This is a genomic window from Xanthomonas arboricola pv. populi (assembly GCF_002939945.1).
Taxonomy (GTDB): domain Bacteria; phylum Pseudomonadota; class Gammaproteobacteria; order Xanthomonadales; family Xanthomonadaceae; genus Xanthomonas; species Xanthomonas arboricola_A.
This window is the reverse complement of sequence record NZ_MDEB01000001.1, coordinates 1,231,793-1,258,061: the sequence shown is the minus strand read 5'-3', so window position 1 is coordinate 1,258,061 and position 26,269 is coordinate 1,231,793. Positions and strand designations below refer to the sequence as shown.

Here is a 26,269-nt window from a genome sequence, read left to right as displayed (position 1 = left end):
TAGGAGCGCACCCGGGCGCGACGGGGCGTTATCGATAACGCCTCGTCGCGCCCGGGTGCGCTCCTACGAAGGCATGAGCGTCGATCCATCGATGCAACGGCGGGCACGTACTGCGTGCCCGCCGCATTGCATCAACCTGCCGCGCAGAAGCCGAATTCGGCCGTCGCACCGGCTGCCAGGGTGCGGTTGAAGTCCACACCGCTGGCCATGAGCGTGCTGCCGCTCTGCGACCAGGTGACGTTCCACGCGTTGTTGACGGTCCCGGTGACCGGCAGCGAGATCGACCAGCTACCGCTGGCGGTGCCGTTATTGGTGACCTGCACGCGATGGCAGTAGCCGCCGTTCCACTGACTGTCCACGCTCACCTTGGTGCTGAAGCTGCCGCTGGGTGTCGGTGTCGGTGTCGGGGTTGGCGTGGGAGTCGGTGTGGGGGTTGGCGTCGGCGTCGGCGTGGTGGTGCTCAGCGTGCCCCACAGCGTCCGCAACAACGCCATCTTGTCTTCGCGCACGCTGGTCCAGTCATCGCGCAGGATGCCGCCGGTGTCGCCGCTGTTGGGGTTCCACGACCAGTAGAAGCCCTCGTTGATGCCCTTGCTGCGCAGGTACTTCACCAGCGCGTCCTGCCAGACCTTGTCGCGTGCGTCGCCTTCGCCGTACTTGCCGCCGAATTCGCCCAGCAGCAGCGCATGGGTGCCGGCGAACTGGCCGAAGTGACGGTCCCAGATCGCAGGCATGTTGTTGGGGAAGTTGCTGTCGTTGAAGTACGACTGCGCGTACACGTCCGGCCCGTACACATGCGGTGCCAGCAGCAGCCGGTTGGCCGGGATGTTCAGCGGGGTACAGGCCAGCGGCTGCAGATTACCGCCCCAGAAGATGCCGCCGTTGGTCGAGCAGACCGGATTGTCGGTGATGCCTTCCACCGCGATGATCCACTTCGGCGCCACCGCCAGCACCGCGGCAGAGCCGCGTTCTGCGGCCTTGTTCCAGTCGGTGGCCGCGTTGCCGGTGCCCCAGGTGGCTGCACCGTGCGGCTCGTTCTTCAGGTCCAGGCCGATCACGCTTGGCACGTTCTTGTAGCGGTTGGCGACAAAGCGCAGATCGTCCAGCCACTGCGCTTCGGAATACGAGCCGGTGTACCAGAGCTCGGAGATGGCAGCGCAATCGGGGGTGTGGTGATCCAGCAGCACATACATGCCGCGCGCGTTGAATTCGTTGATCACCTTGTCGAGGATCTGCAGCGAGCTCAGGCCCTGCAGGTCGGCGTTACGGCCGTAGTCGATGCTGGTGGGCATGGTGGAGCTGCGCAGGGTGGCCGGGCAGAACGGCAGGCGCACCGCGTTGAAGCCCAGCCCCTGGATCTGGTTGATCATGTCCTTCCAGTTGCGTGCCCACAGACCATGCATGACATGGTTGCCGGTCTCGAAGCCGAACACGTTGACGCCCTTGAGCTGGACCACCTTGCCGCTGTCGTCGACAACCTTGTTGTTGCTGATGGAATAGCTGAAAGCCGGTGCGGCGGCGAGCGCCAGCGCCGTGGCAAGTGCGAGCGTACGTGCAGTCCTGAAGAGGGACATGGTGGTCTCCGTAGCGAACCCGGCTCGACACCCGAACCCGGTGAGGGGGGCATCTTGGTCTGCGGCTGCATCGTTTGGCGTGATCCGGGCCACAGAAAGGCGCATTGCCGCACCGATCACACGCCGGCTGCGGGCCGGTTCGCTTTCGCGCACACTATCGCCGCTGTGGCCTGTCCGCAGGCTGTCCTTTCTGTCCCCCGGAGTGTCTTCCAATGTCTTTCCTGCGTGCCGAACTGGCGCAATGGCGCGCCTCGCCTGCGCGCGAACTGATGGCCGGTGCGGTCGCCACCTTTGCGCTGATTCCCGAAGTGATCGCCTTCGCGTTCGTGGCCGGCGTCGACCCGCAAGTGGGGCTGTTCGCTTCGTTCGTGATCGGGATCGTCATCGCGGTCTTTGGCGGACGTCCGGCGATGATTTCCGCTGCGGCCGGGTCGGTGGCCCTGGTCGCCGCACCGCTGGTGGCCGCACATGGGTTGCCCTATCTGTTGGCGGCCGGGCTGTTGGCCGGTGCGGTGCAGATCCTGTTCGGTCTGTTGCGGCTGGGCGTGCTGATGCGCTTTGTCAGCAGCTCGGTGCGCACTGGCTTCGTCAACGCCTTGGCGGTGCTGATCTTCGCCGCGCAGCTGCCGCATCTGCAGCACGCCAACCTGGCCACCTGGGCCATGTTGGCGTTGGGCCTGCTCATCATCTACGGCCTGCCGCGGCTGTCGCTGCCGGGCGTGTCGGCGATTCCTTCGCCGCTGCTGTGCATCCTGGTGCTGACGGTGGTGGGCTCGGCGTTGCATCTGCCGCTGGAGACGGTGGCCGACCTGGGCAAGCTGCCCAATGCGCTGCCGGTCCTGCAATGGCCGGCGGTGCCGCTGACGCTGGAGACCTTGCGCATCATCGCCTTGCCGGCGCTGGCCATCGCGATGGTGGGGCTGCTCGAATCGCTGATGACCGCACGCGTGGTCGACGAACTCACCGACACCCCGAGCAACAAGAACCGCGAATGCACCGGACTGGGCCTGGCCAACGCCGCTGCCAGCCTGTTCGGCGGCATCGCCGGCTGCGGCATGATCGGGCAGACCGTGGGCAACGTGAAATACGGCGGGCGTGGCCGTCTCTCGACTCTGTTCGCCGGCGTGTTCCTGCTGCTCCTGATGGTGGTGCTCAAGCCGTGGGTCTCGCAGGTGCCGGTGATCGCATTGGTGGCGATCATGGTGATGGTCTCGGCCGAGACCTTCGACTGGCGCTCGTTGCGCACCGTGGTCACCCATCCGCGCACCTCCAGCGTGGTGATGCTGGCCACCGTGGCGGTGACCCTGGCCACCCGCAACCTGGCCGCCGGCGTGGCGGTGGGTGTGGTGTTGAGCGGGGTGTTCTTCACCTTCAAGGTGGCCGGGCTGCTGCAGATTACGCATAGCGATGGCGACGATGGCGTGCGCACCTACCACGTGCGCGGGCAGGTGTTCTTCGCCTCGGCCGACGTGTTCATCGACGCCTTCGACGCGCGCCAGGTGCCCGGTCGCACGGTGGCGATCGATGTCGGCCGCGCGCATTTCTGGGACATCACCGCGGTGGCGGCGCTGGACAAGGTGGTGCAGCGGCTGCGCCATCATGCGCTGGACGTACAGGTCAAAGGCCTGAACGCCGGCAGCCGGCGCCTGATGCAGGCCCACGCGCTGGGCGACGATGCGCTGGAGTCCGCGCTGCCGTAGGCGCCGCAGGTGCGCAGGCCTGTCGCGCGCCTGCACATCCGTGCACGTCGCCTGGCCGTGCGTGCCGCCGGCCGGCGGGCGGACTCAAGTTCGCGCGTGCAGCGCCGTCGACCGACATCGAGATTGCCGGTAACCCCTCGCGATGCCGGTGCGTTCCAGCCCGAGAGCTGCGCCCGCGTGCCGTGACCGGCGCTTCGGGTCTGCGTCCGCAGCGTTGACCGCCGCAGCATGCAGCGGTTGGACGCCATCCGGCGCCATGACGCGCCCGCAAAGCGCAGGCGGAGCAGGAGCATTGGTGGCAGTGCCGCATGTTATGCCGCGCCGCATCGCCATCTGGCCATATCGATCAATGCTGCGTCGCTGCCGATGCACGTCGCCAGCGCCAGGGCATGTATCGGTCGCTGCCGTGCACACCCGATCCAACGCCGCAGTGGCTACACTCCAGGGCTGTTCGGACACTACCTGGGTGCTGCAGTGAAGCGAGTTGTTACCAAACGCGTTGCAATGGGAATGCTGGCGATGGCGGTCTCGACCGCACTGATGGCGGCGACGCCGACCTTCGATGGCGCGCGCATCTCGCGCGACGTCAAGGAGCTGGCCTCCGATGCGTACGAAGGCCGCGGCCCGGCCACTGTCGGCGAAGAAAAGACCATCGCCTACCTGAGCAAGCAGTTCGCCGCTGCCGGCCTGCAGCCGGGCGGCGATCTGGCCGACGGCAAGCGCGCCTGGACCCAGGCGGTGCCGCTACGCCGCGCCGATATCGTCGGCACGCCGACCATCGCCCTGCAGCATGCCGGCAAGCCGCAGGCGTTGACCCAGGGCAAGCAGATCGCCATCCGCGCTGCGCTGGACGGCGCGTCCAAGGTCGACATCGCCAACGCACCGCTGGTGTTCGTCGGCTACGGCGTCAACGCGCCGGAGCGCGACTGGGACGACTTCAAGGGCGTGGATCTGAAAGGCAAGATCGCGGTGGTGCTGATCAACGACCCGGATTTCGAAACCGGCAAGGGCGCCTTCGACGGCGCCGGCATGACCTACTACGGCCGCTGGACCTACAAGTACGAAGAAGGCGCACGCCAGGGCGCGCTCGGCGTACTGGTGGTGCACGAAACCGCGCCGGCATCCTACGGCTGGGACACCGTGGCCAGTTCCAACACCAACACCATGTTCGATGTGGTGCGCGACAATCCGCGCGCCGCGCATCCGACCCTGGAAGGCTGGATCCAGCGCGACCTGGCCACGGACCTGTTCAAGCAGGCCGGGCTGGATTTCGACGCCTTGAAGAAGCAGGCGCAGACGCGCGGCTTCAAGCCGGTCGAACTCAAGGGCCAGGGGCTGAGCGCCAGCTACCAGGTCAAATCCGATGTGATCACCTCGCACAACGTGGTCGCGCGACTGCAAGGCAGCAGTCACCCGGATGAGACGCTGATCTACAGCGCGCATTGGGACCACATCGGCGTGGGCAAGCCGGACGCACGCGGCGACACCATCTTCAACGGTGCGCTCGACAACGCCAGCGGCACGGCCGCACTGCTGGAGCTGGCGCGCGGCTTTGCCGCCGGCCCCAAGCCGCAGCGCTCGGTGGTGTTCCTGGCCGTCACCGCCGAAGAAAAGGGCCTGCTGGGCTCGGAGTTCTACGCCTCCAAGCCGCTTTACCCGCTGGACACCGCCGTGGCGGTGATCAACATGGACGGCATGAGCCCGTTCGTGCCGTCGCGCGATTTCGGCATCTACGGCACCGCAAAACTCCAGTTGCTCGATCAGCTCAAGACCGTCGCCGGCCAGTGGAAGCTGCGCTATACACCCGATCCCAAGCCGCAGGCGGGGTACTTCTTCCGTTCGGACCATTTCTCCTTCGCCAAGCGTGGCGTGCCGGCGCTGTCGTATGCGGCCGGGCAGGACTGGGAAGTGGGCGGCGTGGCCGCGGGCAAGGCCGCCTCCGACGACTACACCGCCAAGCGCTATCACCAGCAGGGCGATGAGTGGAAGCCGGACTGGACCTTCGCTGGTGCCGCGCGCGATCTTGGGGTGCTGTACGCGCTGGGCCAGCAACTGGCCGATTCGCGCCAGTGGCCGAACTGGAGCAACGATTCGGAGTTCCGCGCCACCCGCGACGCCAGCGAGGCGGCGCGCAAGTAGGACCGGCCGACACGGTAACTGCGCTTCCAACAGGCGGAGTTGCTGTTGCCCGGTGCGGCATGTGCCATGTGTGCATGCCGCCTCCGGCTACACCCACTTGCATGGTGCTCGCAGATCTTGTCGGCTGCTTCAAGGCCGTGAGGTCGCGGTTGTCCTGGCAGGCTTGGGTGTCACGCATGCGTCGTTTTGCAAAGCGGCTGACAAGAGGTCTGGTTCTCAAGCCAATGCCCGCTCACCGGCGTGCGGCGAGGGCGCCAGAGCGGCGGTTCGCGGGTTGGCTGCGGGGCCCTTGCCCGCCCACCATCGCGGGACACGCTGCAAGTACGTCCTTGTAAGCGCTTACGCGGCATCCATGCCGCGTAAGGTCCCGCGATGGTGGGCGGGCAAGGACCAGTGGAGATTGTCGGTATGCGCAGTTACAAGCAGGGCATGGCGTGCGTTGTTCGAATCACGTTGCGTCCGATCAGTTCCTCGTGCAAGCCGAGCGGCAGACAGGCCTCCAACACGCGACCTGCAAACGCCTGGTTTGCTCACCGCAAGCCGAGCAACAGGCTTTCAAGAAAGCAGCCGATTAACTGTCTGGTGCGGTGTCCTCGCCGATTGCGGGACCGTGTGGCGGCATGGATGCCGCCACCGAGCCCCCAGGGATGGGTTCACGGCGTGTGCCGCGAACGGTGAGGGCGCCGCGCCCTCGACTGGCCAAACTTTTGACCTGAGCTTCTGACTGCATCCAGACACGGCATCGACTCAAAAAGCCCGGTTATCTTGAAGCGATCAGTGAGTGCGGAACGCACCGTCCGTGGCCAGACCAAGGTCGGCGCGGGCCTACAGCGCTGATTTCGATAGCCCCTGACGCGTGCCTGCCGTCGCAATCCGGTCAGCGTCATCGCCGCGATCGCCAGCGCCGGCAGGCTGGCGCTACAACCGATTGCGTCTCCTGGCACATCTATTGCATTTGTCTGACACGACAGCGTGGTTTGACGCCCGTGACGGCACGCGTGCCAGACTGCAATCTGTTGGGGTAGCGTTCGGTCGCTGCGGCGTAGTCTGCCGCGCGGTCCTCGTCAGGTGGGGCGAAGACTGCAGCGCGGCCTTCGTTTCCTTTAACGGTCGATTCTTTAAGATGAGCCGCGGCGTCATCGTCGCAGCCAGGAGAGCTTGTGCATCGGAGTGGTCTTAGAGCTGCTAATTCTGCGACGTGGTCGCGCACCGCCGGGCCTGCCCGGACCAGGGTGCATGCGACGACGGCGCCACGCGTAGCGGGGAGGGATCTTCCGCTTCAGCCCACACTGCCGCGATCGTGCGGCGGGCAGCCTTGATGGACGGCACAGTGACTCTTTCCCCCGCACCAACCGACCTTCCCCCCGTTTCCGCCCTCGACGCCGGTCAGCCCACGCTGCCATCGGAAGCGCCGCTGGCCATGCCCGAGCAGTCCCTGCGCGAAGGCCGTCTGCAGGTGCCGCATCAGCGCACCGCGCCGGTCGGCATCGGCCTGCGGCGTTTCTATCTGATCGGCGGCACCTGCGCCACCACCGCGGTGGCGGTGTGGGTGATGCTCAGCGTGCTGTGGCCCGATGGCCTCAGCGTGCTGGAAGGCTGCCTGCTCGGCCTGTTCGTGCTGCTGTTTGCCTGGATCGCGATGTCCTTCGCCAGCGCGGTGGCCGGTTTCGTCACCGTGGTGGCGCGCGCCGGACGCAAGCTCGGCATCGACCCGGAAGCGCCGCTGCCGAGCCTGCACACGCGCACCGCGTTGCTGATGCCGACCTATAACGAAGACCCGCGCCGGCTGCTGGCCGGCCTGCAGGCGATCTACGAATCGGTGGCCGAGACCGGCCAGCTGGAACATTTCGACTTTTTCGTGCTCAGCGACACCACCCGCGAACACATCGGCGCTGCCGAGGAACTGGTCTACAACGAGCTGTGCGACCGCGTCGACGGACACGGGCGCATCTTCTACCGCCGCCGCGCCGACAATGCCGCGCGCAAGGCCGGCAATGTCGCCGACTGGGTGCGCCGTTTCGGCGGCAACTACCCGCAGATGCTGATTCTGGACGCCGACAGCGTGATGACCGGCGACACCATCGTGCGGCTGGTCGCCGGCATGGAAAACAACCCGGACGTGGGCCTGATCCAGACCCTGCCGGCGGTGGTCAACGGGCAGACCCTGTTCGCCCGCATGCAGCAGTTCGGCGGGCGCGTGTACGGGCCGATCATCGCCTTCGGCGTGGCCTGGTGGCATGGCGCCGAGAGCAATTACTGGGGCCACAACGCCATCATCCGCACCCAGGCCTTCGCCGACCACGCCGGCCTGCCGTCGCTGCGCGGGCGCAAGCCGTTCGGCGGGCATGTGCTCAGCCACGACTTCGTCGAGGCAGCGCTGATGCGGCGCGGCGGCTGGGCGATGCACATGGTGCCCTACCTGCAGGGCAGCTACGAGGAAGGCCCGCCCACGCTGAGCGACCTGCTGATCCGCGATCGGCGCTGGTGCCAGGGCAACCTGCAGCACGCCAAGGTGGTCGGTGCCAAGGGCCTGCACTGGATCAGCCGCATGCACATGCTGATCGGCATCGGGCATTACTTCACCGCGCCGATGTGGGGCCTGCTGATGCTGATCGGCATCGGCATTCCGCTGGCCGGCGGCGGTATCGATCTGGCCGGCGACCTGCCGTTCTCGCCCACCCGTTACTGGCATGGCAGCAGTCAGGGCAACGCGATCTGGATCTTCGTCTGCACCATGTTCGTGCTGCTGGCGCCCAAGCTGCTCGGCTACATCGCGCTGCTGCTCAACCCGCGCGAGTTGCGCGCCTGCGGCGGCGCCATCCGCGCGCTGCTGAGCATCCTGCTGGAAACCGTGCTGGCGGCGCTGATGGCGCCGGTGGTGATGTACCTGCAGTCGCGCGGCGTGTTCGAGGTGCTGGCCGGCAAGGATTCGGGCTGGGATGCGCAGGTGCGCGACGACGGCAAGCTGTCGTGGCCGGCGCTGTTGCGCAGCTACGGCGGGTTGACCGTGTTCGGCCTGTTCATGGGAGCGGTGGCCTATACGGTGTCGCCGTCGCTGGCGGCCTGGATGGCGCCGGTGATCGTGGGCATGGCGTTGTCGATCCCGGTGGTGGCATTGACCTCGTTGCGGCGCACCGGCCTGGGCCTGCGCCGCGCCGGCATCTTCTGCATTCCCGAAGAGCTCGATCCGCCCAAGGTACTGGTGCGTGCGGCCGAACTGCGACGCGCCGCCGCGCTGGAGCCGTCGCTGATCTGAGCGTGCATGCGGCGCATGGCGGGATCGCTGCGCGTTGTGGTCTCGACGCCCGTCGCACCCACCAAGCCGGCCAGCCGCGACAGCCGTCGAGACTGATCGCGCGCAGGTAAGTTGGCCGATCCGTGATCGGCCCGGCCGATGGCGCAAGGCATAATGCCCAGCCCGCAAGCGGAGCTGGATGATGCTGGAAGTGATCGAACGCGAGACCGGACCGAACCCGCAATGGACCGTGCTGTGGCTGCACGGCCTGGGCGCCGATGGCAGCGACTTCGCCCCGATGGTGCCGGAACTGGTGCGCCCGGACTGGCCGGCGCTGCGTTTCGTGTTTCCGCATGCGCCGATCCGCCCGATCACCATCAACAATGGTGTGCGCATGCGCGGCTGGTACGACATCGTCGGCATGGATTTCGCCACGCGCGCCGACAAGGCCGGCATCGCCGAATCGGTGGCCCAGGTCGAGGCGTTGATCGCCCACGAGCAATCCCGCGGCATCGCCCCTGAGCGCCTGTTGCTGGCCGGGTTCTCGCAAGGCGGCGCGGTGACCCTGGCGGTCGGGCTGCAGCGCAGTGTGCCGCTGGCCGGGTTGATCGCCCTGTCCACCTATCTGCCCGACCCGGCGGCGGCCGCCAGCCAGCTGCAGCCGGCCGCTTCCCGCCAGCCGCTGTTCATGGCCCACGGCACGGCCGATCCGGTGGTGCCGTTCGGTGCCGGCCAGGCCAGCATGCAGACCTTGCGCACGCTCGGTTTCGAGCTGGACTGGCACACCTACCCGATGGGCCACCAGGTCTGCCTGGAAGAGATCGAGGCCTTGCGCAACTGGATGCAGGCGCGCTTCACCGCCGCCTGAGGCCATGGCCCAGCCCGCGCCCCAGATCGCCTGGATGCCGGACCTGTGCCGGTTGCCACGGTTGGGCGTCATGCTGGGCCTGGCCGAACTGGTGGTGCTGGTGGTGACCCTGGTGCCCGACGCTGGCGCCGCGCGCAGCATCACCTTGTCGCGCGTTGTCTCGGCCAGCGGCCTGGCGCTGTGGCTGGCGCTGGCGGTCAGCGTGCTGCTGTGCGTGCTGCGGCCGTCGTTGTCGCGGCTGCCGCCACGCGTGGGCGCGCTGGCCGCGCTGTCGATCGCCGCGGTGGTGGCCATGCTCGGTGCCGGCATCGTGCATGGCCTGTATGCGGCGCTCGACCAGGCCCCGCTTGGTCCCCTGGTCGGCTTCTGGCGTTTCACCCTGGGCAGCGCGGCAACCGTGGTGCTGATCACCGCGCTGGCGCTGCGCTACTTCTACGTCAGCGACCGCTGGGAAGCACAGGTGCAGGCTAATGCGCGTGCCCAGGCCGATGCCTTGCAGGCGCGCATCCGCCCGCATTTCCTGTTCAACAGCATGAATCTCATCGCCAGCCTGCTGCGCCGCGACCCGGTGGTGGCCGAGCAGGCGGTGCTGGATCTGTCGGACCTGTTCCGTGCCGCGCTCGGTGCCGGCGAAGGCGTGTCCAGCTTGCGCGCCGAATGCGAACTGGCCGAACGCTATCTTGCAATCGAATCACTGCGCCTGGGCGAGCGCCTGCAGGTGCGCTGGCACCGGCAGGAGCCGTTGCCGTGGGAGCTGCCGATGCCGCGCCTGGTGCTGCAGCCGCTGGTGGAGAACGCCGTGCTGCATGGCGTCTCGCGCATGCCCGAGGGCGGCACGCTGTACCTGTCGCTGCGCCAGCGCGACAACCAGTTGCAGATCCGTATCGTCAATCCGGCCCCGCAGCCGGGCACCCAGTTGCCACTGGTGGCCGGGGCCGGGCATGCCCAGGCCAGCATCTCGCACCGGCTGGCGTTCCAGTTCGGGGCCGGGGCACGGATGGCGGCCAGCTGGGCCGAGGGCTACTATGCCTGTGAGATCACATTGCCGCTGTCGTGACGGGGGAGTCGCTGCAGCGAAGGGGGATGTCCATGACGGCCACGCAAGTGCGGGTGCTGATCGCCGATGACGAGCCGCTGGCGCGCGAGCGCCTGCGCCTGCTGCTGGGCGAACATCCGCATGTCGAAGTGATCGGCGAGGCCGAAAACGGCCAGCAGGTGCTGCAGCAGTGCCACCACCTGCATCCGGATCTGGTGTTGCTGGACATCGCCATGCCCGGCGTCGACGGCCTGGAAACCGCGCGCCTGCTGCGCCAGAGCCAGCCACAGCCGGCGGTGGTGTTCTGCACCGCCTACGACCAGCACGCATTGTCGGCCTTCGATGCCGCCGCGCTGGACTACCTGATGAAACCGGTGCGCCCCGAGCGCCTGGCCGCCGCACTGGAAAAGGTGGCCACCTTCCTGGCCGGACGCGCGCCCAGCGCCACGCCGCCGCCGTTGCGCACGCACCTGTGCGCACGCCTGCGCGGCAGCCTGCGGCTGATCGCCATCGGCGACATCCGCTACCTGCAGGCCGAGGAAAAGTACGTCATCGTCCACCACAGCCGTGGCGAGGACCTGATCGAAGAGTCGCTCAAATCGCTGGAAGACGAATTCGCCGACCGCCTGGTGCGCATCCACCGCAATTGCCTGGTCGCGCGCGCCGAGCTGGTGGAACTGCGCCGCAGCGGCGATGGCCAGGTGCACGCGGTGCTGCGCAACGTGCCGCACCCGCTGGAAGTGAGCCGCCGCTGCGTGGCCAGCCTGCGCGAGCAATTGCGTTAGAGCGTGTCATGCCGCGTGGGGTGAGGTGCGTCGGTCGTCAGCGGCGCGGGTGCCGCGGGCGCCGGCGTGCGCTTCACAGGTAGGAGTTACGCCCCCGGTCCGTGATAATGGCCCGATGACCACGCTCCGCATCGCTACCCGTAAGAGCCCGCTCGCCCTCTGGCAGAGCGAACACGTCGCCGCCGCGCTGCGTCAGCATCATCCCGGGCTGGAGGTCGCGCTGGTGCCGATGAGCACCCGCGGCGACGAGGTGCTGGACCGCTCGCTGGCCGCGATCGGCGGCAAGGGCCTGTTCCTGAAGGAGCTGGAGCTGGCGATGCTGCGCGGCGAGGCCGATTGCGCGGTGCATTCGCTCAAGGATGTGCCGATGGAGCTGGACGCGCCCTTCGTGCTGCCGGCGATCATGGAGCGCGGCGATGCCGCCGATGCACTGGTGTCCAATCTCTATGCCAGCCTGCAGGCGCTGCCGCTGGGCGCCCGCGTGGGCACGTCCTCCCTGCGGCGCCAGGCGCAGCTGCGCGCCGCACGCCCGGACCTGGAATTGATCGACCTGCGTGGCAACGTCAACACCCGCCTGGCCAAGCTCGACAACGGCGGTTACGACGCCATCGTGCTGGCCTGCGCCGGCCTGCAGCGTCTGGGCCTGGATGCGCGCATCACCGCGCGCCTGGACGTCCCCGACTGGTTGCCGGCGCCGGCCCAGGGCGCGGTGGCGGTGGAATGCCGTGGCGACGATGCGCGCATCCACGGCCTGCTGGCGGTGCTGGATGCCGGCCGCACGCGCGCCTGTGTGGAGGCGGAGCGGGCAATGAATCGCGCGCTGCACGGCAGCTGCCACGTACCGGTGGCGGCGTTCGCGCGTTGGGAAGGGCAGGGCCTGTTCCTGCAGGGCATGGTCGGCAGCGCCAGCGATGGTCGCCTGATCCACGCCGAGGCGCACGGCAGCGCCGACGACACCGAGGCGCTGGGCCGCCTGGTCGCGCAAGGCCTGTTCGACAAGGGCGCCGCGCAGCTGCTGGCGGAGCTGTAACACGCCGCTGCGTCGACCCGTAACGTGGCCGGCAGCGACGCCGGCGCCCAGGCACAAACTCCGGACCTCACCCCCACGCACGCAATGCCCGCCCTCACGCAACGCCCGCTCTTGGCAGGAGCGGCCTTGGCCGCGAGAGGCTCTACCGGGAAAGCCCTCGCGGCCAGGTCCGCTCCTACAGAGCGCGGTTGCGTATTCGAACGTATGCACCCGGTTGATCTCCGCGTCGCGCGGGCCTGTCCGGCAAAGATGCCGCTCTTCGTAGGAGCGGCCCCGGCCGCGAGAGGCTCTACCGGGAAAGCCCTCGCGGCCAGGTCCGCTCCTACAGAGCGCGGTTGCGTATTCGAACGTATGGACCCGGTTGATCTCCGCGTCGCGCGGGCCTGTCCGGCAAAGATGCCGCTCTTCGTAGGAGCGGCCCCGGCCGCGAAGGGCGTTACCGGGAAAGCCCTCGCGGCTAGGTCCGCTCCTACACCTGCGGTTGTTTATTTGAACGTGTAGACCAGGTTGACCGTGGTCAGGGTGTCGGTCTTCTTGTCGCCGTCGCTGACCTCGCTGTTGTGGCGCATCTGCCAGGCGGCCTTGAGCGCGAAGTGCGAGTTCATGCTGACCTGCACGCCGAAATCGTTCTGCGCGTAGGTGTTGTATTCGCCCGATTCCACCAGCAGCGTGTTGATCAGGTCGGTGTTGTCGGTGACGGTGTACTTGAGGTCGAACAGCCCGCGCCCGATCAGGCCGGTCTCGTTGCGGTCTTCGTCGCTATTGTGCGCACGCCGGATACCCGGGCCGATCTGCGCATCCAGATAGAAGCGCTCGGCATCGATCAGGCGCGTGCCGTAACCGATACCGAAGGTGGCCAGGCGGTCGTAGGTGGCAAAGTCGTCGTGTTCGTAACGGCCGGTGGCGGTGAGCTGGCGGTGCTCGCCCAGCTGCAGCGCGCTGCCGGCGCTGCCGGTGTAGCGCTCGGCCGTGGTCTGGCGCTCGCGCGAGGTGCTGCCGTCGTCGTCGGTATTGGTGTACTCGGAGCTGGAGCGCAGCGCGGTGGCATCCAGGCTGTGGATCCAGTCGCCGTCGGTATAGCGCAAGCGGACCCGGCCGTTGAGGCTGTCGGTGGTGCTGTTGCCATGGGCGGCGGCATAGCCGAGCTCGCCACTGCTCCCGCTCCACGGCGACGGCATTACGGCGTCAGCCGGGTCCACCGGGGCCGGTGCGACCGCCTGGGCCCAGACGGTGGGCGTGATCAACAACAGCGGCAGCAAGGCAGACAACGGGGCACGGCGGGACATGGGCGGCTCGCTTTGGAGGACAGGGGCGAAAGAGGGTGGAAGCGATTTCATGATAACGGACTGAGCGGCTGCGTCATGAGCAAGTGAATGCTGCGCTTCAGAAGAGGTTGGGGCGCTGGCTCCAGGACAGCAGCGACTGGCCCGGTTGCGCACGTCGCAAGCAGATCCGGCCCGCGCGCAATGCAGGCGAACGAGCGGGCCAAAACGGGCACCGTCGCGGTGGCGCCGATCCAGGCATGATCGCAGCCAGACATCGACGCTCACCCTGCTACCCAGAGACTCGGACATAATCGACGCATGGACCGCTACGAACGCATCAACTCCCTGCATCGCTTGCTCAAGTCGGCACGCTACCCGGTCACGGTGGCGCGGCTGCAGGATGAGCTGAGCTGTTCCCGCGCAACCGTGTATCGCGATCTGGCGTTCCTGCGCGATGCGCTGATGGCGCCGGTGGAAGGCGACGGCGAGTCGGGGTTCCGCTATCTCTCCGGCGAAAGCGATCGATTCGAACTGCCCGGCCTGTGGCTGAGTTCGGAAGAGCTGCACGCGCTGCTGGCGTCCCAGCAATTGCTTGCGCGCACCGGCGGCGGGGTGTTGTCCTCGATGCTGGCGCCGCTGCAGCAACGCATCGAAGGGCTGCTGGCCGCCCAGGCCGGTGTGTCGCAGTGGCCGGTGGACCGGGTGCGGGTGATTCCGCACCGTGGCCGCAAGCTGGACGAGGCCAGCTTCCGTACCGTGGCCTCCGGCGTGCTGGAGCGCAAGCAGCTGAGCTTCGATTACCGCGCCCGTTCCACCGACGAATCGACCAAGCGCACCGTGTCTCCGCAGCGCATCACCCACTACCGCGACAACTGGTATCTGGACGCCTGGGACCACGGCCGCGACGGCGTGCGCAGCTTTGCGGTGGATCGCATCAATCACGCGCGCCTGCTCGAGACCGTGCCGCGCGATGTGCCTGACAGTGAGCTCGACGAGCAGTTGGCGGCCAGCTACGGCATTTTTTCCGGCGCGCCCAAGGGCTGGGCCACCATCGTGTTCAGTGCCAAGGCCGCGCGCTGGGTCGCCGACGAGCATTGGCATTCCAAGCAGCAGGGCCGCTTTTTGGCCGATGGCCGTTACGAGCTCAAGGTGCCGTACAGCAACTCGCGCGAACTGCTGATGGACGTGCTGCATTACGGCTCGGACGCGGAGATCGTCGAGCCGGTCTCGCTGCGCGAGCAGGCCAAGGCGCTGCTGTCGCTGGCGTTGAGCAATTACGACTGAGCGTGTTTCAGCGCTTGTTCGGCACTTCAAAGCCCAGGCGGTCCACCTGCTCGCGCAACTGCGGCACGCGCTTGAGCTTGTCGGTGTAGATCGAATAGTCGTCGCGCATCTTGTCGACCAGCTTGCGGTACTGGTCGCGGCTCATGTCCGGCTTGCGCGCGAAGATCCAGGCCAGGTCGCGGCCGGGGTAGGAAATCAGCATCCACGAACCGTCCGGTGCGATTTCCAGGATGCGCTGCTTGGCCGGAATGACCTTGTAGAACCACACCCGCCAGTCGCGGTTGCCGCTCTCGGCATCCACCGAGGCGCGCGCGTTGACCTCTTTCTCCGGCTCGCCGAAGCCCTCGCGGTACAGATAGCGCACCGCCACCTTGCCGTCTTCGACCAGGGTGTACTCGTCGCGGCTGGTGACGTGGCCGCGCTCTACCGGATTGGGCATGCGCGCAATCACGTACCAGGTGCCCATGAGCTTGGACAGATCGACCGCCGGCTCGCTGGCAGGCGTGTCCTTGGCGGATGCCACGGGCAGGCCGAGGACGAACAGAAAAGCGAGGGCGATCGTAACGGTCAGGCGCATCGCAACATCACAAAGGGGGCGGTTGGAGCAGCACACTACCGCATGCAGGGGGCAAGTTCGCGTCAACGGTCGGGTCTGGCGCACGCGGCTGCCTCAGGCGTGGCAACCGGGCGCCTGGGTCCGGGTGCGGAAGAGGGCGCCAGCGGGGCCTGGCGGTGCCGGGGGAGCGCCGCTGCTGCCGCGCCGGACTGTCTTGGCACCAGAGCTTTTGCTGGTTTCGCATCCAGGTCGCAGCCGGTGAGATGGGCGCAGGCAATCCTGCCGACCTGTTCCGATCCTTCCTGCCACGGAGTGCCGCCATGTCGATTCGTCCTTCCCGTCGTTCCGAACGTCCCGACCCGCGCGTGCTGCGCCCGGTCCGGCAGATCGCCCTGGCCGGCCTGGCCCTGGTGCTGGTATGGCCGGCCGCGCGCGGCCACAGCGAATGGATCGGCTGGCTGCCGCTGTGGCTGGTCGGCATGCCGATGCTGGCCTGGTGGAGCCTGCACCGGTTCGCGTTGCCGACCCTGGTGCGGCCCGGTGCGCGACGCGGCGTGCCACGTCGGCGCGGGCCGCAGGCGCAACGCCGACGCAGCACTTCGCGTGCGGCGACACAGGCGCGCGCGGCCTGACCTTCGGCAGGGTCGGGCGGGCGGAGGGCTATGCTACGTTCCCGGCGTTCGTTCTCCCGGAAACATTCATGTCCAAACTCGCCTCGATCTGCCTGGTTGCCGGTCTGATCACCGCTGGCGCCGTCTCTGCAGAGGAAACCGCCGTGTCCAACGATCCCTACGCCTGGCTGGAAGATGTCTCCGGCGCCAAGTCGCTGGACTGGGTCAAGGCCCAGAACGCCAAGACCGAGGTCCGCCTGGCCGCCACGCCGGCCTTCAAGCAGATGGAAACCAGCATCCGCGAAGTGCTGGATTCGGATGCGAAGATTCCCGGCGTGCAGAAGATCGGCGAGTACTACTACAACTTCTGGAAGGACAAGCAGCACGAGCGCGGCCTGTGGCGGCGCACCACGCTGGACGAATACCGCAAGCCGGCGCCCAAGTGGGAGACGGTGCTGGACCTGGATGCGCTCAACAAGGCCGAAGGCGAGAACTGGGTCTGGCACGGCGCCGACTGCCTGCGCCCGGATTACCAGCGCTGCCTGATCGCGCTGTCGCGCGGCGGCGCCGATGCCGATGTCACCCGCGAGTTCGATCTGGCCGGCAAGCAGTGGGTCAAGGACGGCTTCTTCCGCCCCGAATCCAAGGGCGGGCTGGGCTGGATCGACCAGGACACCGTCTACGTGTTCACCGATTTCGGTGCCGGCACGATGACCAGTTCCGGCTATCCGCGCATCGCCAAGCAGTGGAAGCGCGGCACTCCGCTCAGCGCCGCCACTGTGGTGTACGAGGGCAAGCCGACCGACATGTACATCGCCGCGATGCACGACGACACGCCCGGATTCGAGCGCGATTTCGTCAGCCGCACACTGGCCTTCTACAACGAGGAGCTGTACCTCAAGGGTGCCGACGGCAAGCTGGTCAAGGTGGATGCGCCCAACTCGGCCAGCAAGTCGGTCAAACGGCAATGGCTGACCCTGGAACTGCGCGAACCCTGGACCGTAGCCGGCAAGACCTACAAGGCCGGCTCGCTGCTGGCGACGCGGTTTGACGACTTCATGGCCGGCAAGCGCAGCTTCGATGTGCTGTTCGAGCCCACCGACAGCACGTCGCTGGCCGGTACGGCGTGGACGAAGTCGCACCTGGTGTTGAACGTGCTGGAAGACGTCAAGAACCGCCTGAGCGTGATCACGCCCACGCAGGATGGCTGGAAGAAGAGCGCCTTCGTCGGTGCGCCGGCATTCGGTACCGTCGATGTCGGCGCGGTGGACAGCGACGACAGCGACGCGCTGTGGTTGACCGTCACCGACTACCTGACCCCGACCACCTTGTCGTGGGTGGAGGTGGGCAGCGCGCCGCAGCCGCTCAAGGCCATGCCGGCGTTCTTCGATGCCGGCAAGGACAGCATCGAGCAGCACTTCGCCACCAGCAAGGACGGCACCCGCGTGCCGTATTTCCTGGTGCGGCCCAAGGCGTTGAAGCTCGATGGCAGCGCGCCGACCCTGCTGTACGGCTACGGCGGTTTCGAGATTTCGATGACGCCGAATTATTCCGGCGGATTGGGCCGCGCCTGGCTGGAGAAGGGCGGCGTCTACGTGGTGGCCAACATCCGCGGCGGTGGCGAATACGGCCCGCGCTGGCACCAGGCCGCGCTCAAGCAGAACCGCCACAAGGCCTATGAAGACATGGCCGCCGTGGCCAGGGACCTGGTCGCGCGCAAGATCACCTCGACCAGGCATCTGGGCGTACAGGGCGGCAGCAATGGCGGCCTGATGACCGGCAACATGCTGACCCAGTATCCGGAGCTGTTCGGCGCGGTCGTGGTGCAGGTGCCGTTGCTGGACATGAAGCGCTACAGCCATCTGCTGGCCGGTGCCTCGTGGATGGCCGAATACGGCAACCCGGATACCGACGACTGGAAATTCATCCAGACCTTCTCGCCGTATCACCTGTTCAACCCGAAGAAGACCTATCCGCCGGTGATCTTCCTCACCTCCACGCGCGACGACCGCGTGCATCCGGGCCACGCACGCAAGATGGCCGCCAAGATGATCGAGGCCGGCAAGGACGTGACCTACTACGAAAACATCGAAGGCGGCCACGGCGGTGCGGCCAACAACGCACAGGCCGCGCACATGGCAGCGCTGGCCTACAGCTTCCTGTGGGAGCGGTTGGCGGATTGATCAGGTGTTGATCGAACGCAATCGGTAACTCGATTGCGTTGGTCATGCGGTGCCTTGAAGAAAGCCCTGGGCCGAGTGGTCCAGGGCTTTTTTGTCATTCCCTTCTGCCACCGGGAGAAGGTGCCCGAAGGGCGGATGAGGGTACGGTCGCACGCAACTCGCTACGCACAGGCACGGCGCCTGGCGGCCACGCGTGGCTGCGGTGCTCGGCTTGCTTCATGGCGAAGCAAGCCTACAAACAGCAGCGCAAAGGTAGCAGCAAACAGCCATCACGGCTGCTTATGTGGATGCAGTGAACCTACGGCTAAATGCAGCTCGAAGATATGAACTGTGCGAGCTGCCGGGCGTCTGCTCAAAAATGTCTCAACCCGCGCGCAATCCGCTCCACCGCCTGTTCAAGCCGCGGCAGGCTTTGCGTATAGGCGATACGCACGTGCTGGTTGGCGCGGTGGTGGCCGAAGTCGATGCCGGGGGTGAAGGCGACATGTTCGGTCTCCAGGAAATGCGCGCAGAAGGCCTGGGCATCGTCCGAGAATGCGCTGATGTCGGCGTAGAGGTAGAACGCGCCCTGCGGTTCGACGGCGATGTTGAAGCCGAGCTGGCGTAGCGCCGGCAGCAGATAGTCGCGGCGTCGCTGGAACTCGGCACGGCGGGACTCGAAGATGGCGATGCTGTCGGGCGTGAAGCAGGCCAGCGCGGCGTGCTGGGCGATCGTGGAGGCGCTGATGTAAAGATTCTGCGCGAGTTTTTCCAGCTCGGGTACCGCCGCGGGCGGGGCGATCAGCCAGCCCAGGCGCCAGCCGGTCATGCCGAAATATTTGGAAAAACTGTTCAGCACGAACGCGCTGTCATCCACTTCCAGCACGCTGTGCGCGTCCATGCCATAGGTCAGGCCGTGGTAGATCTCGTCCACCACCAGATGACCGCCGCGCGCATGCAGCGTCTGCGACAAACCGGCCAGTTGCGCGCCCGACAGCACGCTGCCGGTGGGATTTGCCGGCGAGGCGACCAGTGCGCCGACGCTGTCGGCGTTCCAGCAGGCCTCGACCAGGCCTGGCGTCAGTTGGTAATCGGTGCCTGCGCCGACCGGCACCAGTTGCGCGGTGCCTTCGACCAGGCGCAGGAAATGCCGGTTGCACGGATAGCCGGGGTCGGCGAGCAGCCAGTGTTTGTCCGGGTCGACCAGCAGGCTGCTGGCCAGCAGCAATGCACCGGAGCCGCCCGGCGTGACCAGGATCCGTTCCGGATCGATGGCGCAGCCGTAACGCTGCGCATAAAAACCTGCAATGGCGGCACGCAGCGCGGGCAGGCCACGGGCCGCGGTGTAGCGGGTGTGTCCCGCCGCCAGTGCGGCCTGTCCGGCCGCGACGATCGGAGCGGCGGTGGTGAAATCCGGTTCGCCGATCTCCAGGTGGATCACATCGTGGCCGGCCTGCTCCAGCGCATTGGCGCGCGCCAATAGCGCCATCACATGAAACGGGGCGATGTCCTGGCTGCGGCGGCTGTAGCGTGGAACGTGCAAATGTATGGAGTCCATGACGAAGAGGATAGAGCAGCATGACCTCGGGCACATGACGCTCCCGGCCGGCCTCTTCCACACTCGGGCGCTGGGATGGCATTGCGTTCATCCAACGGACCCCAATCTGATGAAACCTGTCCTCACTCTTTTGATCGCCAGCCTGATGACCACATCCGTTCCTTCCGCCTTCGCAGCTCTCCCGTCGCCGCCGGACGTGGCCAAGCGTCCGCATGTGGTCAAGGCCCCGTTCGGCGCCACCCGCAACGACGACTATTACTGGCTGCGCGACGACAAGCGCGAGGACAAGGCGATGCTGGCCTATCTCAACGCCGAGAACGCCTACACCGACACGCTGATGGCGCCGCTCAAGCCACTGGAAGACACGCTGTATACCGAGATCGTCGGGCGCATCAAGCAGGACGATGCCAGCGTGCCGTATCGCGAGCGGGGCTACTGGTATTACACGCGCTTCGAGGCCGGCAAGGACTACCCGATCCAGGCGCGCCGCAAGGGCAGCATGGAGGCGCCGGAGCAGATCCTGCTCGACGTCAACCAGATGGCGCAGGGCAAGGGCTACTTCAGCGTCGGCGATGCGGAAGTCAGCCAGGACAATCGCATCCTGGCCTGGGCCGACGATGCGGTGGGCCGTCGCCAGTACACGATCCGTTTCAAGAATCTGGACACCGGCGAGATCTACCCCGATACGGTAGAAGGCGTGTCGGCCAACGTGGTCTGGGCCGACGACAACAAGACCCTGTTCTATGTCGAAAACGATCCGGAAACGCTGCTCACCGTGCGCGTGAAAAAGCACGTGCTGGGCACGCCCTCCAAGGACGACGTGCTGGTCTATGAGGAGAAGGACGACAGCTTCTACATGGGCATCGGCCGTACCCGCGACGACAAGTACATCGTGATCGGCGTGGAAAGCACGGTATCGTCCGAATCGCGCTACGCGCCGGCCGACAATCCCGAGCGTTTCACCTTGCTGGCCAAGCGCGAACGCAATGTCGAATATCACCCCGAGCATTTCGATGGCCGTTGGGTGATCCGCACCAATGCCGATGGCGCCAAGAATTTCAAGCTGGTGACCGCACCCACCGATGCGACCACGCGCAAGCAGTGGACCGATTGGGTGGCGCACGATGACAAGGTCTATATCGAAAACTTCGAGCTGTTCGATGGCTTCACCGCCATCGAAGAGCGCTCCGGCGGGCTGGAGCGCGTGCGCCTTCAATTCAACAGTCCGCACATGGATGTGGGGGCTCTTGCGGGGGAGCCGCAATACGTCAAGGTCGACGAGCCTGCGTATTCGATGGGACTGGCGGTCAATTCCGAGCCGGACACCGCATGGTTGCGCTACAGCTACACCTCGCTGACCACGCCGGCCACCACCTATGAGCTCAATACGCAGACCGGCGAGCGCAAGCTGCTCAAGCAGCAGCCGGTGATTGGCTACGATGCCGGCAAGTACGTGACCGAGCGCGTCTGGGTGACCGCGCGCGACGGCGTCAAGGTGCCGGTGTCGCTGGTGTACAAGCAGGGCTTCAAGAAGGACGGCACTGCGGCGTTGTTCCAGTACGCCTACGGCAGCTACGGCATGTCGATGGACCCGGCCTTCAATCTGCCGGCGATCAGCCTGCTGGACCGTGGCGTGGTGTATGCCATCGCGCACATCCGCGGCGGCCAGGAAATGGGCCGCCAGTGGTACGACGACGGCAAGCTGCTGCACAAGAAGAACACCTTCACCGACTTCATCGACGTCACCCGCGGCTTGGTGGCGCAGGGCTATGCCGCCAAGGATCGTGTCGCCGCCTCCGGTGGCAGCGCCGGTGGATTGCTGATGGGCGCGGTGGCCAACATGGCCCCGCAGGACTACCGCGTGATGGTTGCGCAGGTACCGTTCGTCGACGTGGTCACCACCATGCTCGATGCCAGCATCCCGCTGACCACCAACGAATACGACGAGTGGGGCAACCCGGAAAAGAAGGCTTATTACGACTACATGCTGTCCTACTCCCCGTACGACAACGTGACCAGGCAAGCCTATCCGGCACTGTTCGTCGGTACCGGCCTGTGGGATTCGCAGGTGCAGTACTGGGAGCCCGCCAAGTGGGTCGCCAAATTGCGCGACGACAACACCGGCACCCAGCCGGTCGTCTTCCGCACCAATATGGAAGCCGGCCACGGCGGCAAGTCCGGCCGTTTCCGCCGCTACCGCGAACTCGCCGAGTCGTATGCGTTTGTGCTGGATCAGCTTGGGGTCAAGTAGCTGAGGGGCGGGGATTCGGGATTGGGGATTGGTAAGGGCAGGTGGCTGGGGCCAACGCCAACTCCCGGACCACCTCACCGCCCACTGGCCGTATCATTTACCCATGACGCGACCGACTCGATTCCGCTGGGCCTGGTGGTTGCTGGCCTACGCCAGCCTGGCGACCGGCATCGTCGGTATCTTCGTGCCCGGCCTGCCGACGACCGTGTTCATCCTCATTTCCGCCTGGGCCGCCTCGCACGGCTCCGAGCGGCTGCACAACTGGCTGCTCTCGCACCCGCGTTTCGGCCCGGCAATCGTCGAGTGGCAGACCTATCGCGCGGTCAGTCGCAAGGCCAAGTGGATGGCCACGCTCACCATGACCGTCTGCGCCGGCATCATGCTGTGGTGCGTGCCGGTGTTCTGGGTCAAGTGCCTGTCGATCGGCAGCATGGCGGTGGTGGCGATCTGGCTGTGGCTGCGCCCCGAGCCGCCACCGCGCGCGATCCCTGCGCCGCGCTGAGCGCACGGCAGTCAGGGTGTTCTGGCTATACTTCGGCGCATGAGCCTTCTGTCCCGACCATCCGTTCGCCTCGCACTGGTTGGTGCGACCTTTGTCCTGCTTGCCGCCTGCGGCAACAAGGGCCCGCTGGTGATGCCGCAGAAGCCGGTGCCGGTGGAAGCCCAGCCCGTGCTGCAGCCGCCGGACGCGCCGCAACCGCTGGATGAGTCCTCGCCCGCGCCTGCGCCGGTGGACACCGACACGCAGCCCGCGCCCACCACCGACCAGCCCGCTAGCAGCGGCAATGAGCGCTGACGGTCGCAGCGAGCGTCTGCGTTTCACCAAAATGCATGGCGCCGGCAACGATTTCGTGGTGCTGGACCTGCGCGACGGCACGCCGCCGCCGGACGCCGCGCTGGCCGCACGTCTGGCCGATCGCCATTTCGGGGTGGGCTGCGACCAGATCCTGACCATCGAAGCCCCACGTAGCGGCGAGGCGGTGGCCGCGTACGGCATCTGGAATTCCGACGGCACGGCCGCGCGCCAATGCGGCAACGGCGCGCGCTGTGTGGCGGCCTGGCTGGTGCGCGACGGCACCGCGCAGGGCGATGATTTCGTCATCGATAGCCCGTTCACTTCCCACCGCGTGCAACGTCTGGACGCCGGCACTTATGCGGTGGCGATGGGCGTGCCGCAATTCGAGCCCACACAGATCCCGCTGGCCGGCTTTGCGCGCGCGCGCGAGGAATACGCGCTGCCGGTGCATGGCGAAACCGTGCGCTTTGGCGCGGTGTCGATGGGCAACCCGCATGCGGTATTGGAAGTGGGGCGCGTGGATGCGGCGCCGGTGGAGCGCGTCGGCGCCTTGTTGCAGCAGAACGCCGCGTTCCCCGATTCGGTCAATGTCGGTTTTGTGCAGGTTGTCGACCCGACGCACGTGCGCCTGCGCGTGTTCGAGCGCGGCGTCGGCGAAACCCTGGCCTGCGGCAGCGGCGCGTGTGCGGCGGCGGTGGTGCTGATGCAGCGCGGCCGTGTCGAACGCGACGTGCAGGTGTCCTTGCCCGGCGGCGAACTGCGCATCCGCTGGGCCGGCGATCAACAGCACGTGGTGATGTCCGGTCCGGCCGTGTTCGTCTTCGATGGAGAGTGGAACTGATGAGCGAGAACACGGATACATTCAGCGCGCACGAAGTGGCAACCTGGTTGCGGCGCCACCCGACCTTCCTCAAACAGTTCCCGGACCTGGCGGTGAGTTTGCTGGTGCCGCGCGACGACGGCCCGACCGCGTCGCTGGCCACCTATCAGCTGGAAGTGCTGCGCGACAAGAATCGCGAACTGTCGCGGCGCCTGCACGAGCTTGGCCACAATGCGCAGGACAACGAGCGCCTGGCCGTGCGCACGCATCAACTGACCCTGGCGCTGATGCGCCAGACCAGCGCGGCCGACACGCTCAAGGCGATGGCCGCCTCGCTGGCGGAAGATTTCAACGGCGAACTGGTGCGGTTGGTGTTGCTCAAGCCGGTCGCCGGTCTGGACGCCGACTGGCTGCAGGTCATTGCCGCCGATGACGCGCGGCTTGCCCCGTTCCGCGATTGCCTGGGCGACGGCGAGCCGATCTGCGGCCGCCTGCAGGCAGAAAAGCACGCGCTGCTGTATGCCGGCCAGGCCGCCGATGTGCAATCCACCGCGCTGCTGCCGTTGCCCGGCATCGGCCTGATTGCGGTCGGCAGCAGCGACGCCAATCGCTTCTATCCCGGCATGGGTACCTTGTTCCTGCGCATGATGGGCGAGTCCTTGAGCGTGGCATTGCAGCGCTTCGACACATGATGCGCAACGCGGGGTGCGCCGATGCGTGCAGCCTGCGCTGGATGGCCGCGCAGATGGTGCGGCAGCGAGGAGCCTGAAGTGGCGTCGGTCGACGATTTCCTGGCGTATCTGCAGGTCGAGCGGCAGGTGTCTGCGCATACGCTGGATGCCTATCGGCGCGATCTTGCCGCGTTGGTGGGTTGGGCCGGCGAACAGGCCATCGACGATGTTGCGCAGCTGGAGAGCGCACAGTTGCGGCAATTCGTCGCGGCCGAGCACCGGCGCGGGTTGTCGCCCAAGAGCCTGCAGCGTCGCCTGTCGGCATGCCGCAGTTACTACGCCTGGTTGCTCAAGCATGGCCGCATCGCCGCAAGCCCTGCCGCGGCGCTGCGTGCGCCCAAGGCGCCACGTAAATTGCCGCAGGTACTGGATGCCGATGAGGCGGTGCGTCTGGTCGAAGTGCCGACCGATGCGCCACTGGGCCTGCGCGATCGCGCCTTGCTGGAGTTGTTCTATTCGTCCGGGCTGCGCTTGAGCGAGCTCTGCGCGCTGCGCTGGCGCGATCTGGATCTGGACAGCGGGTTGGTGATGGTGCTCGGCAAGGGCGGCAAGCAGCGCCTGGTGCCGGTGGGGTCGCATGCGATCGGCGCGTTGCGTCAATGGCTGCGCGACAGCGGCGGGCGTGCCGACACGCATGTATTCCCCGGCCGCGCCGGCGGAGCCATTTCGCAACGCGCAGTGCAGATCCGCATCAAGCAACTGGCGGTACGCCAGGGCATGTTCAAGGACGTGCATCCGCATATGCTGCGGCACAGTTTTGCCAGCCACATCCTCGAATCCTCCGGCGATCTGCGCGGCGTGCAGGAGTTGCTTGGCCATTCCGACATCGCCACCACGCAGATCTACACGCATCTGGATTTCCAGCATCTGGCCAAGGTCTACGACGCCGCGCACCCACGGGCCAAGCGCAAGAAAGCTGCCGGGTAAGTGGCACGCAGTGCCCGATGCTGCGATTGACTGGTGCGCAGCGTAAGGATTTGCCGATTGCGTGATGTACAGCCACAGGCAGTTGATGCACCTCGCTGACCGACCACCGCACGCTCAAGACACTCTCCCCCCGGAGAGGGGCTTGAGCGCACTCGGGCGCTGCCATGTCCGAAGACGGCGAGCAGGGCCGGCATGCGCGCGTCACGCTGTGCTTCCACCTCTGGAAGATCGCCATGACCTCGTTTCGTTTGACAGGGCTCGATCCGGCATTGTTCGCCCATCTGCACGGACTCGATGACGTTGCGTTGACCAATCACCAAGCAGTGCGCGTGATCGCCGATGCCGATCACGGATTTCCGTGTCGTGTCAGCCTGCAGGATGCGCGCGCAGGTGAGCAGTTGCTGCTGCTGCCGTATCTACATCAAGCTGCCGATTCGCCTTACCGCGCGAGCGGGCCGATCTTTGTGCGTGCCACAGCGGTGCTTGCGCAGCTGGAACCAGATGCAGTGCCGGCTGCGATCCGATCGCGGCTGATCTCGCTACGGGCTTACGATCATCGCCATCATCTGGTGACCGCCGAGGTGTGTGCAGGCGAACACGTCGCAGCGTGGCTGCACGCGTGTCTGGACGAGGCGCAGATCGCCTATGTGCATTTGCATCACGCACGTCAGGGCTGTTACGCGTGTCGCGCGGATCGCGTTGCGGGGACTGAGCGTGATTGACATCTTCCTGTAGGACAGACGTGTGGCTTGAGGGGGGGAGGGCGATGGATCAGCCAATGGCACGCCCAATGCCGTGCAGGAACCCGCAGCACAACTGCTTGAAGCAAGCTTGCGAGTGCCGATCCGCCGCAAGCGTGCCGGCGGCGGTGACGTGCGCACGCTGCGGCGTGCGTGGGCGCGCTCGCCCCCCTTCGATGCGGCGCATGGTCGCAGCATGCT

The 26,269-nt window shown here is 66.6% G+C and carries 21 protein-coding genes; 17 read left to right on the top strand and 4 right to left on the bottom strand.

Annotation, left to right across the window (positions count from 1 at the left end; genetic code table 11):
* Positions 1–131: 131 nt before the first annotated feature.
* A complete protein-coding gene (locus XaplCFBP3123_RS06025) occupies positions 132–1,574 on the bottom strand; it encodes a cellulase family glycosylhydrolase (RefSeq protein WP_104533164.1) in 1,443 nt (480 codons plus the stop codon).
* Between the two features lie 212 nt (positions 1,575–1,786).
* On the opposite strand from XaplCFBP3123_RS06025, the gene XaplCFBP3123_RS06020 reads away from it, so the two are divergent.
* The 7 genes from XaplCFBP3123_RS06020 (at position 1,787) to hemC (ending at position 12,367) form a co-directional block, all read left to right on the top strand.
* Positions 1,787–3,274 carry a SulP family inorganic anion transporter gene (locus XaplCFBP3123_RS06020; protein ID WP_104533163.1) on the top strand — a complete coding sequence of 496 codons (1,488 nt, stop codon included), beginning with the start codon at positions 1,787–1,789 and terminating at the stop codon, positions 3,272–3,274.
* 510 nt (positions 3,275–3,784) lie between these two features.
* Positions 3,785–5,413 (top strand): M28 family metallopeptidase, encoded by a 1,629-nt coding sequence (locus XaplCFBP3123_RS06015; RefSeq protein WP_104533162.1) that lies wholly within the window; start codon positions 3,785–3,787, stop codon positions 5,411–5,413.
* Between the two features lie 1,318 nt (positions 5,414–6,731).
* Entirely contained in the window at positions 6,732–8,669 is a 1,938-nt protein-coding gene (gene mdoH / locus XaplCFBP3123_RS06005) for a glucans biosynthesis glucosyltransferase MdoH (protein ID WP_104533161.1), read from the top strand.
* A gap of 178 nt (positions 8,670–8,847) precedes the next feature.
* Positions 8,848–9,516, top strand: a complete 669-nt coding sequence (locus XaplCFBP3123_RS06000) for an alpha/beta hydrolase (RefSeq protein ID WP_104533160.1) — start codon at positions 8,848–8,850, stop codon at positions 9,514–9,516.
* A 4-nt stretch (positions 9,517–9,520) separates the two neighbouring features.
* Positions 9,521–10,573, top strand: coding sequence for a sensor histidine kinase (locus XaplCFBP3123_RS05995; RefSeq protein ID WP_104533159.1), 1,053 nt, complete (start codon positions 9,521–9,523; stop codon positions 10,571–10,573).
* Between the two features lie 32 nt (positions 10,574–10,605).
* A complete protein-coding gene (locus XaplCFBP3123_RS05990) occupies positions 10,606–11,337 on the top strand; it encodes a LytR/AlgR family response regulator transcription factor (protein WP_172453091.1) in 732 nt (243 codons plus the stop codon).
* A 115-nt stretch (positions 11,338–11,452) separates the two neighbouring features.
* A complete protein-coding gene (hemC, locus tag XaplCFBP3123_RS05985) occupies positions 11,453–12,367 on the top strand; it encodes a hydroxymethylbilane synthase (RefSeq protein ID WP_102583376.1) in 915 nt (304 codons plus the stop codon).
* A gap of 485 nt (positions 12,368–12,852) precedes the next feature.
* On the opposite strand, the gene XaplCFBP3123_RS05980 is transcribed toward hemC, so the two are convergent.
* Positions 12,853–13,653, bottom strand: coding sequence for a DUF481 domain-containing protein (locus XaplCFBP3123_RS05980; protein WP_104533157.1), 801 nt, complete (start codon positions 13,651–13,653; stop codon positions 12,853–12,855).
* 297 nt (positions 13,654–13,950) lie between these two features.
* Between XaplCFBP3123_RS05980 and XaplCFBP3123_RS05975 the strand changes: the two genes are divergently transcribed.
* A complete protein-coding gene (locus XaplCFBP3123_RS05975; protein ID WP_104533156.1) occupies positions 13,951–14,916 on the top strand; it encodes a helix-turn-helix transcriptional regulator in 966 nt (321 codons plus the stop codon).
* 7 nt (positions 14,917–14,923) lie between these two features.
* Here the strand turns inward: XaplCFBP3123_RS05975 and XaplCFBP3123_RS05970 are convergent, their stop codons facing one another.
* Positions 14,924–15,493: a lipocalin family protein gene (locus XaplCFBP3123_RS05970; protein ID WP_104533155.1), complete on the bottom strand. Its 570-nt coding sequence runs from the start codon at positions 15,491–15,493 to the stop codon at positions 14,924–14,926.
* 299 nt (positions 15,494–15,792) lie between these two features.
* Here XaplCFBP3123_RS05970 and XaplCFBP3123_RS05965 point away from each other — a divergent pair, with 299 nt between their 5' ends.
* Both XaplCFBP3123_RS05965 and XaplCFBP3123_RS05960 read left to right on the top strand, forming a co-directional pair.
* Positions 15,793–16,104, top strand: a complete 312-nt coding sequence (locus XaplCFBP3123_RS05965; RefSeq protein ID WP_104533306.1) for a hypothetical protein — start codon at positions 15,793–15,795, stop codon at positions 16,102–16,104.
* A gap of 68 nt (positions 16,105–16,172) precedes the next feature.
* The gene (locus XaplCFBP3123_RS05960; protein ID WP_104533154.1) at positions 16,173–18,266 is read left to right on the top strand and encodes a prolyl oligopeptidase family serine peptidase; all 2,094 of its coding nucleotides are present in this window, start codon (positions 16,173–16,175) and stop codon (positions 18,264–18,266) included.
* Positions 18,267–18,618: 352 nt separating this feature from the next.
* Here XaplCFBP3123_RS05960 and XaplCFBP3123_RS05950 read toward each other — a convergent pair whose 3' ends face one another.
* Complete coding sequence (locus XaplCFBP3123_RS05950; RefSeq protein WP_104533152.1) at positions 18,619–19,803, bottom strand: pyridoxal phosphate-dependent aminotransferase; 1,185 nt, start codon at positions 19,801–19,803, stop codon at positions 18,619–18,621.
* Between the two features lie 109 nt (positions 19,804–19,912).
* On the opposite strand from XaplCFBP3123_RS05950, the gene XaplCFBP3123_RS05945 reads away from it, so the two are divergent.
* From XaplCFBP3123_RS05945 to XaplCFBP3123_RS05915, 7 genes are all read left to right on the top strand, one after another.
* On the top strand, positions 19,913–22,054 hold the full coding sequence (locus XaplCFBP3123_RS05945; protein ID WP_104533151.1) for a S9 family peptidase: 2,142 nt from the start codon (positions 19,913–19,915) through the stop codon (positions 22,052–22,054).
* 103 nt (positions 22,055–22,157) lie between these two features.
* Positions 22,158–22,556 (top strand): YbaN family protein, encoded by a 399-nt coding sequence (locus XaplCFBP3123_RS05940; protein WP_104533150.1) that lies wholly within the window; start codon positions 22,158–22,160, stop codon positions 22,554–22,556.
* Positions 22,557–22,595: 39 nt separating this feature from the next.
* A complete protein-coding gene (gene lptM, locus XaplCFBP3123_RS05935) occupies positions 22,596–22,850 on the top strand; it encodes an LPS translocon maturation chaperone LptM (protein ID WP_104533149.1) in 255 nt (84 codons plus the stop codon).
* Positions 22,840–23,691 (top strand): diaminopimelate epimerase, encoded by an 852-nt coding sequence (gene dapF, locus XaplCFBP3123_RS05930; protein WP_104533148.1) that lies wholly within the window; start codon positions 22,840–22,842, stop codon positions 23,689–23,691. The genes lptM and dapF overlap by 11 nt, the downstream gene beginning before the upstream one ends.
* Positions 23,691–24,362: a DUF484 family protein gene (locus tag XaplCFBP3123_RS05925; protein WP_172453090.1), complete on the top strand. Its 672-nt coding sequence runs from the start codon at positions 23,691–23,693 to the stop codon at positions 24,360–24,362. Before dapF ends, XaplCFBP3123_RS05925 begins: the two co-directional genes overlap by 1 nt.
* Before the next feature lie 78 nt (positions 24,363–24,440).
* Positions 24,441–25,328: a tyrosine recombinase XerC gene (gene xerC / locus XaplCFBP3123_RS05920; protein ID WP_104533146.1), complete on the top strand. Its 888-nt coding sequence runs from the start codon at positions 24,441–24,443 to the stop codon at positions 25,326–25,328.
* Between the two features lie 164 nt (positions 25,329–25,492).
* Positions 25,493–26,050 carry a DUF1203 domain-containing protein gene (locus XaplCFBP3123_RS05915; protein ID WP_253254137.1) on the top strand — a complete coding sequence of 186 codons (558 nt, stop codon included), beginning with the start codon at positions 25,493–25,495 and terminating at the stop codon, positions 26,048–26,050.
* Positions 26,051–26,269: the final 219 nt, after the last annotated feature.

What these genes read in the sequence shown, in the direction of transcription:
- XaplCFBP3123_RS06025 (WP_104533164.1), bottom strand. Translation starts at nt 1,574, where the DNA reads ATGTCCCTCTTCAGGACTGCACGTACGCTCGCACTTGCCACGGCGCTG.
- XaplCFBP3123_RS06020 (WP_104533163.1), top strand. Translation starts at nt 1,787, where the DNA reads ATGTCTTTCCTGCGTGCCGAACTGGCGCAATGGCGCGCCTCGCCTGCG.
- XaplCFBP3123_RS06015 (WP_104533162.1), top strand. Translation starts at nt 3,785, where the DNA reads ATGCTGGCGATGGCGGTCTCGACCGCACTGATGGCGGCGACGCCGACC.
- mdoH (WP_104533161.1), top strand. Translation starts at nt 6,732, where the DNA reads ATGGACGGCACAGTGACTCTTTCCCCCGCACCAACCGACCTTCCCCCC.
- XaplCFBP3123_RS06000 (WP_104533160.1), top strand. Translation starts at nt 8,848, where the DNA reads ATGATGCTGGAAGTGATCGAACGCGAGACCGGACCGAACCCGCAATGG.
- XaplCFBP3123_RS05995 (WP_104533159.1), top strand. Translation starts at nt 9,521, where the DNA reads ATGGCCCAGCCCGCGCCCCAGATCGCCTGGATGCCGGACCTGTGCCGG.
- XaplCFBP3123_RS05990 (WP_172453091.1), top strand. Translation starts at nt 10,606, where the DNA reads ATGACGGCCACGCAAGTGCGGGTGCTGATCGCCGATGACGAGCCGCTG.
- hemC (WP_102583376.1), top strand. Translation starts at nt 11,453, where the DNA reads ATGACCACGCTCCGCATCGCTACCCGTAAGAGCCCGCTCGCCCTCTGG.
- XaplCFBP3123_RS05980 (WP_104533157.1), bottom strand. Translation starts at nt 13,653, where the DNA reads ATGTCCCGCCGTGCCCCGTTGTCTGCCTTGCTGCCGCTGTTGTTGATC.
- XaplCFBP3123_RS05975 (WP_104533156.1), top strand. Translation starts at nt 13,951, where the DNA reads ATGGACCGCTACGAACGCATCAACTCCCTGCATCGCTTGCTCAAGTCG.
- XaplCFBP3123_RS05970 (WP_104533155.1), bottom strand. Translation starts at nt 15,493, where the DNA reads ATGCGCCTGACCGTTACGATCGCCCTCGCTTTTCTGTTCGTCCTCGGC.
- XaplCFBP3123_RS05965 (WP_104533306.1), top strand. Translation starts at nt 15,793, where the DNA reads ATGTCGATTCGTCCTTCCCGTCGTTCCGAACGTCCCGACCCGCGCGTG.
- XaplCFBP3123_RS05960 (WP_104533154.1), top strand. Translation starts at nt 16,173, where the DNA reads ATGTCCAAACTCGCCTCGATCTGCCTGGTTGCCGGTCTGATCACCGCT.
- XaplCFBP3123_RS05950 (WP_104533152.1), bottom strand. Translation starts at nt 19,803, where the DNA reads ATGGACTCCATACATTTGCACGTTCCACGCTACAGCCGCCGCAGCCAG.
- XaplCFBP3123_RS05945 (WP_104533151.1), top strand. Translation starts at nt 19,913, where the DNA reads ATGAAACCTGTCCTCACTCTTTTGATCGCCAGCCTGATGACCACATCC.
- XaplCFBP3123_RS05940 (WP_104533150.1), top strand. Translation starts at nt 22,158, where the DNA reads ATGACGCGACCGACTCGATTCCGCTGGGCCTGGTGGTTGCTGGCCTAC.
- lptM (WP_104533149.1), top strand. Translation starts at nt 22,596, where the DNA reads ATGAGCCTTCTGTCCCGACCATCCGTTCGCCTCGCACTGGTTGGTGCG.
- dapF (WP_104533148.1), top strand. Translation starts at nt 22,840, where the DNA reads ATGAGCGCTGACGGTCGCAGCGAGCGTCTGCGTTTCACCAAAATGCAT.
- XaplCFBP3123_RS05925 (WP_172453090.1), top strand. Translation starts at nt 23,691, where the DNA reads ATGAGCGAGAACACGGATACATTCAGCGCGCACGAAGTGGCAACCTGG.
- XaplCFBP3123_RS05915 (WP_253254137.1), top strand. Translation starts at nt 25,493, where the DNA reads ATGTCCGAAGACGGCGAGCAGGGCCGGCATGCGCGCGTCACGCTGTGC.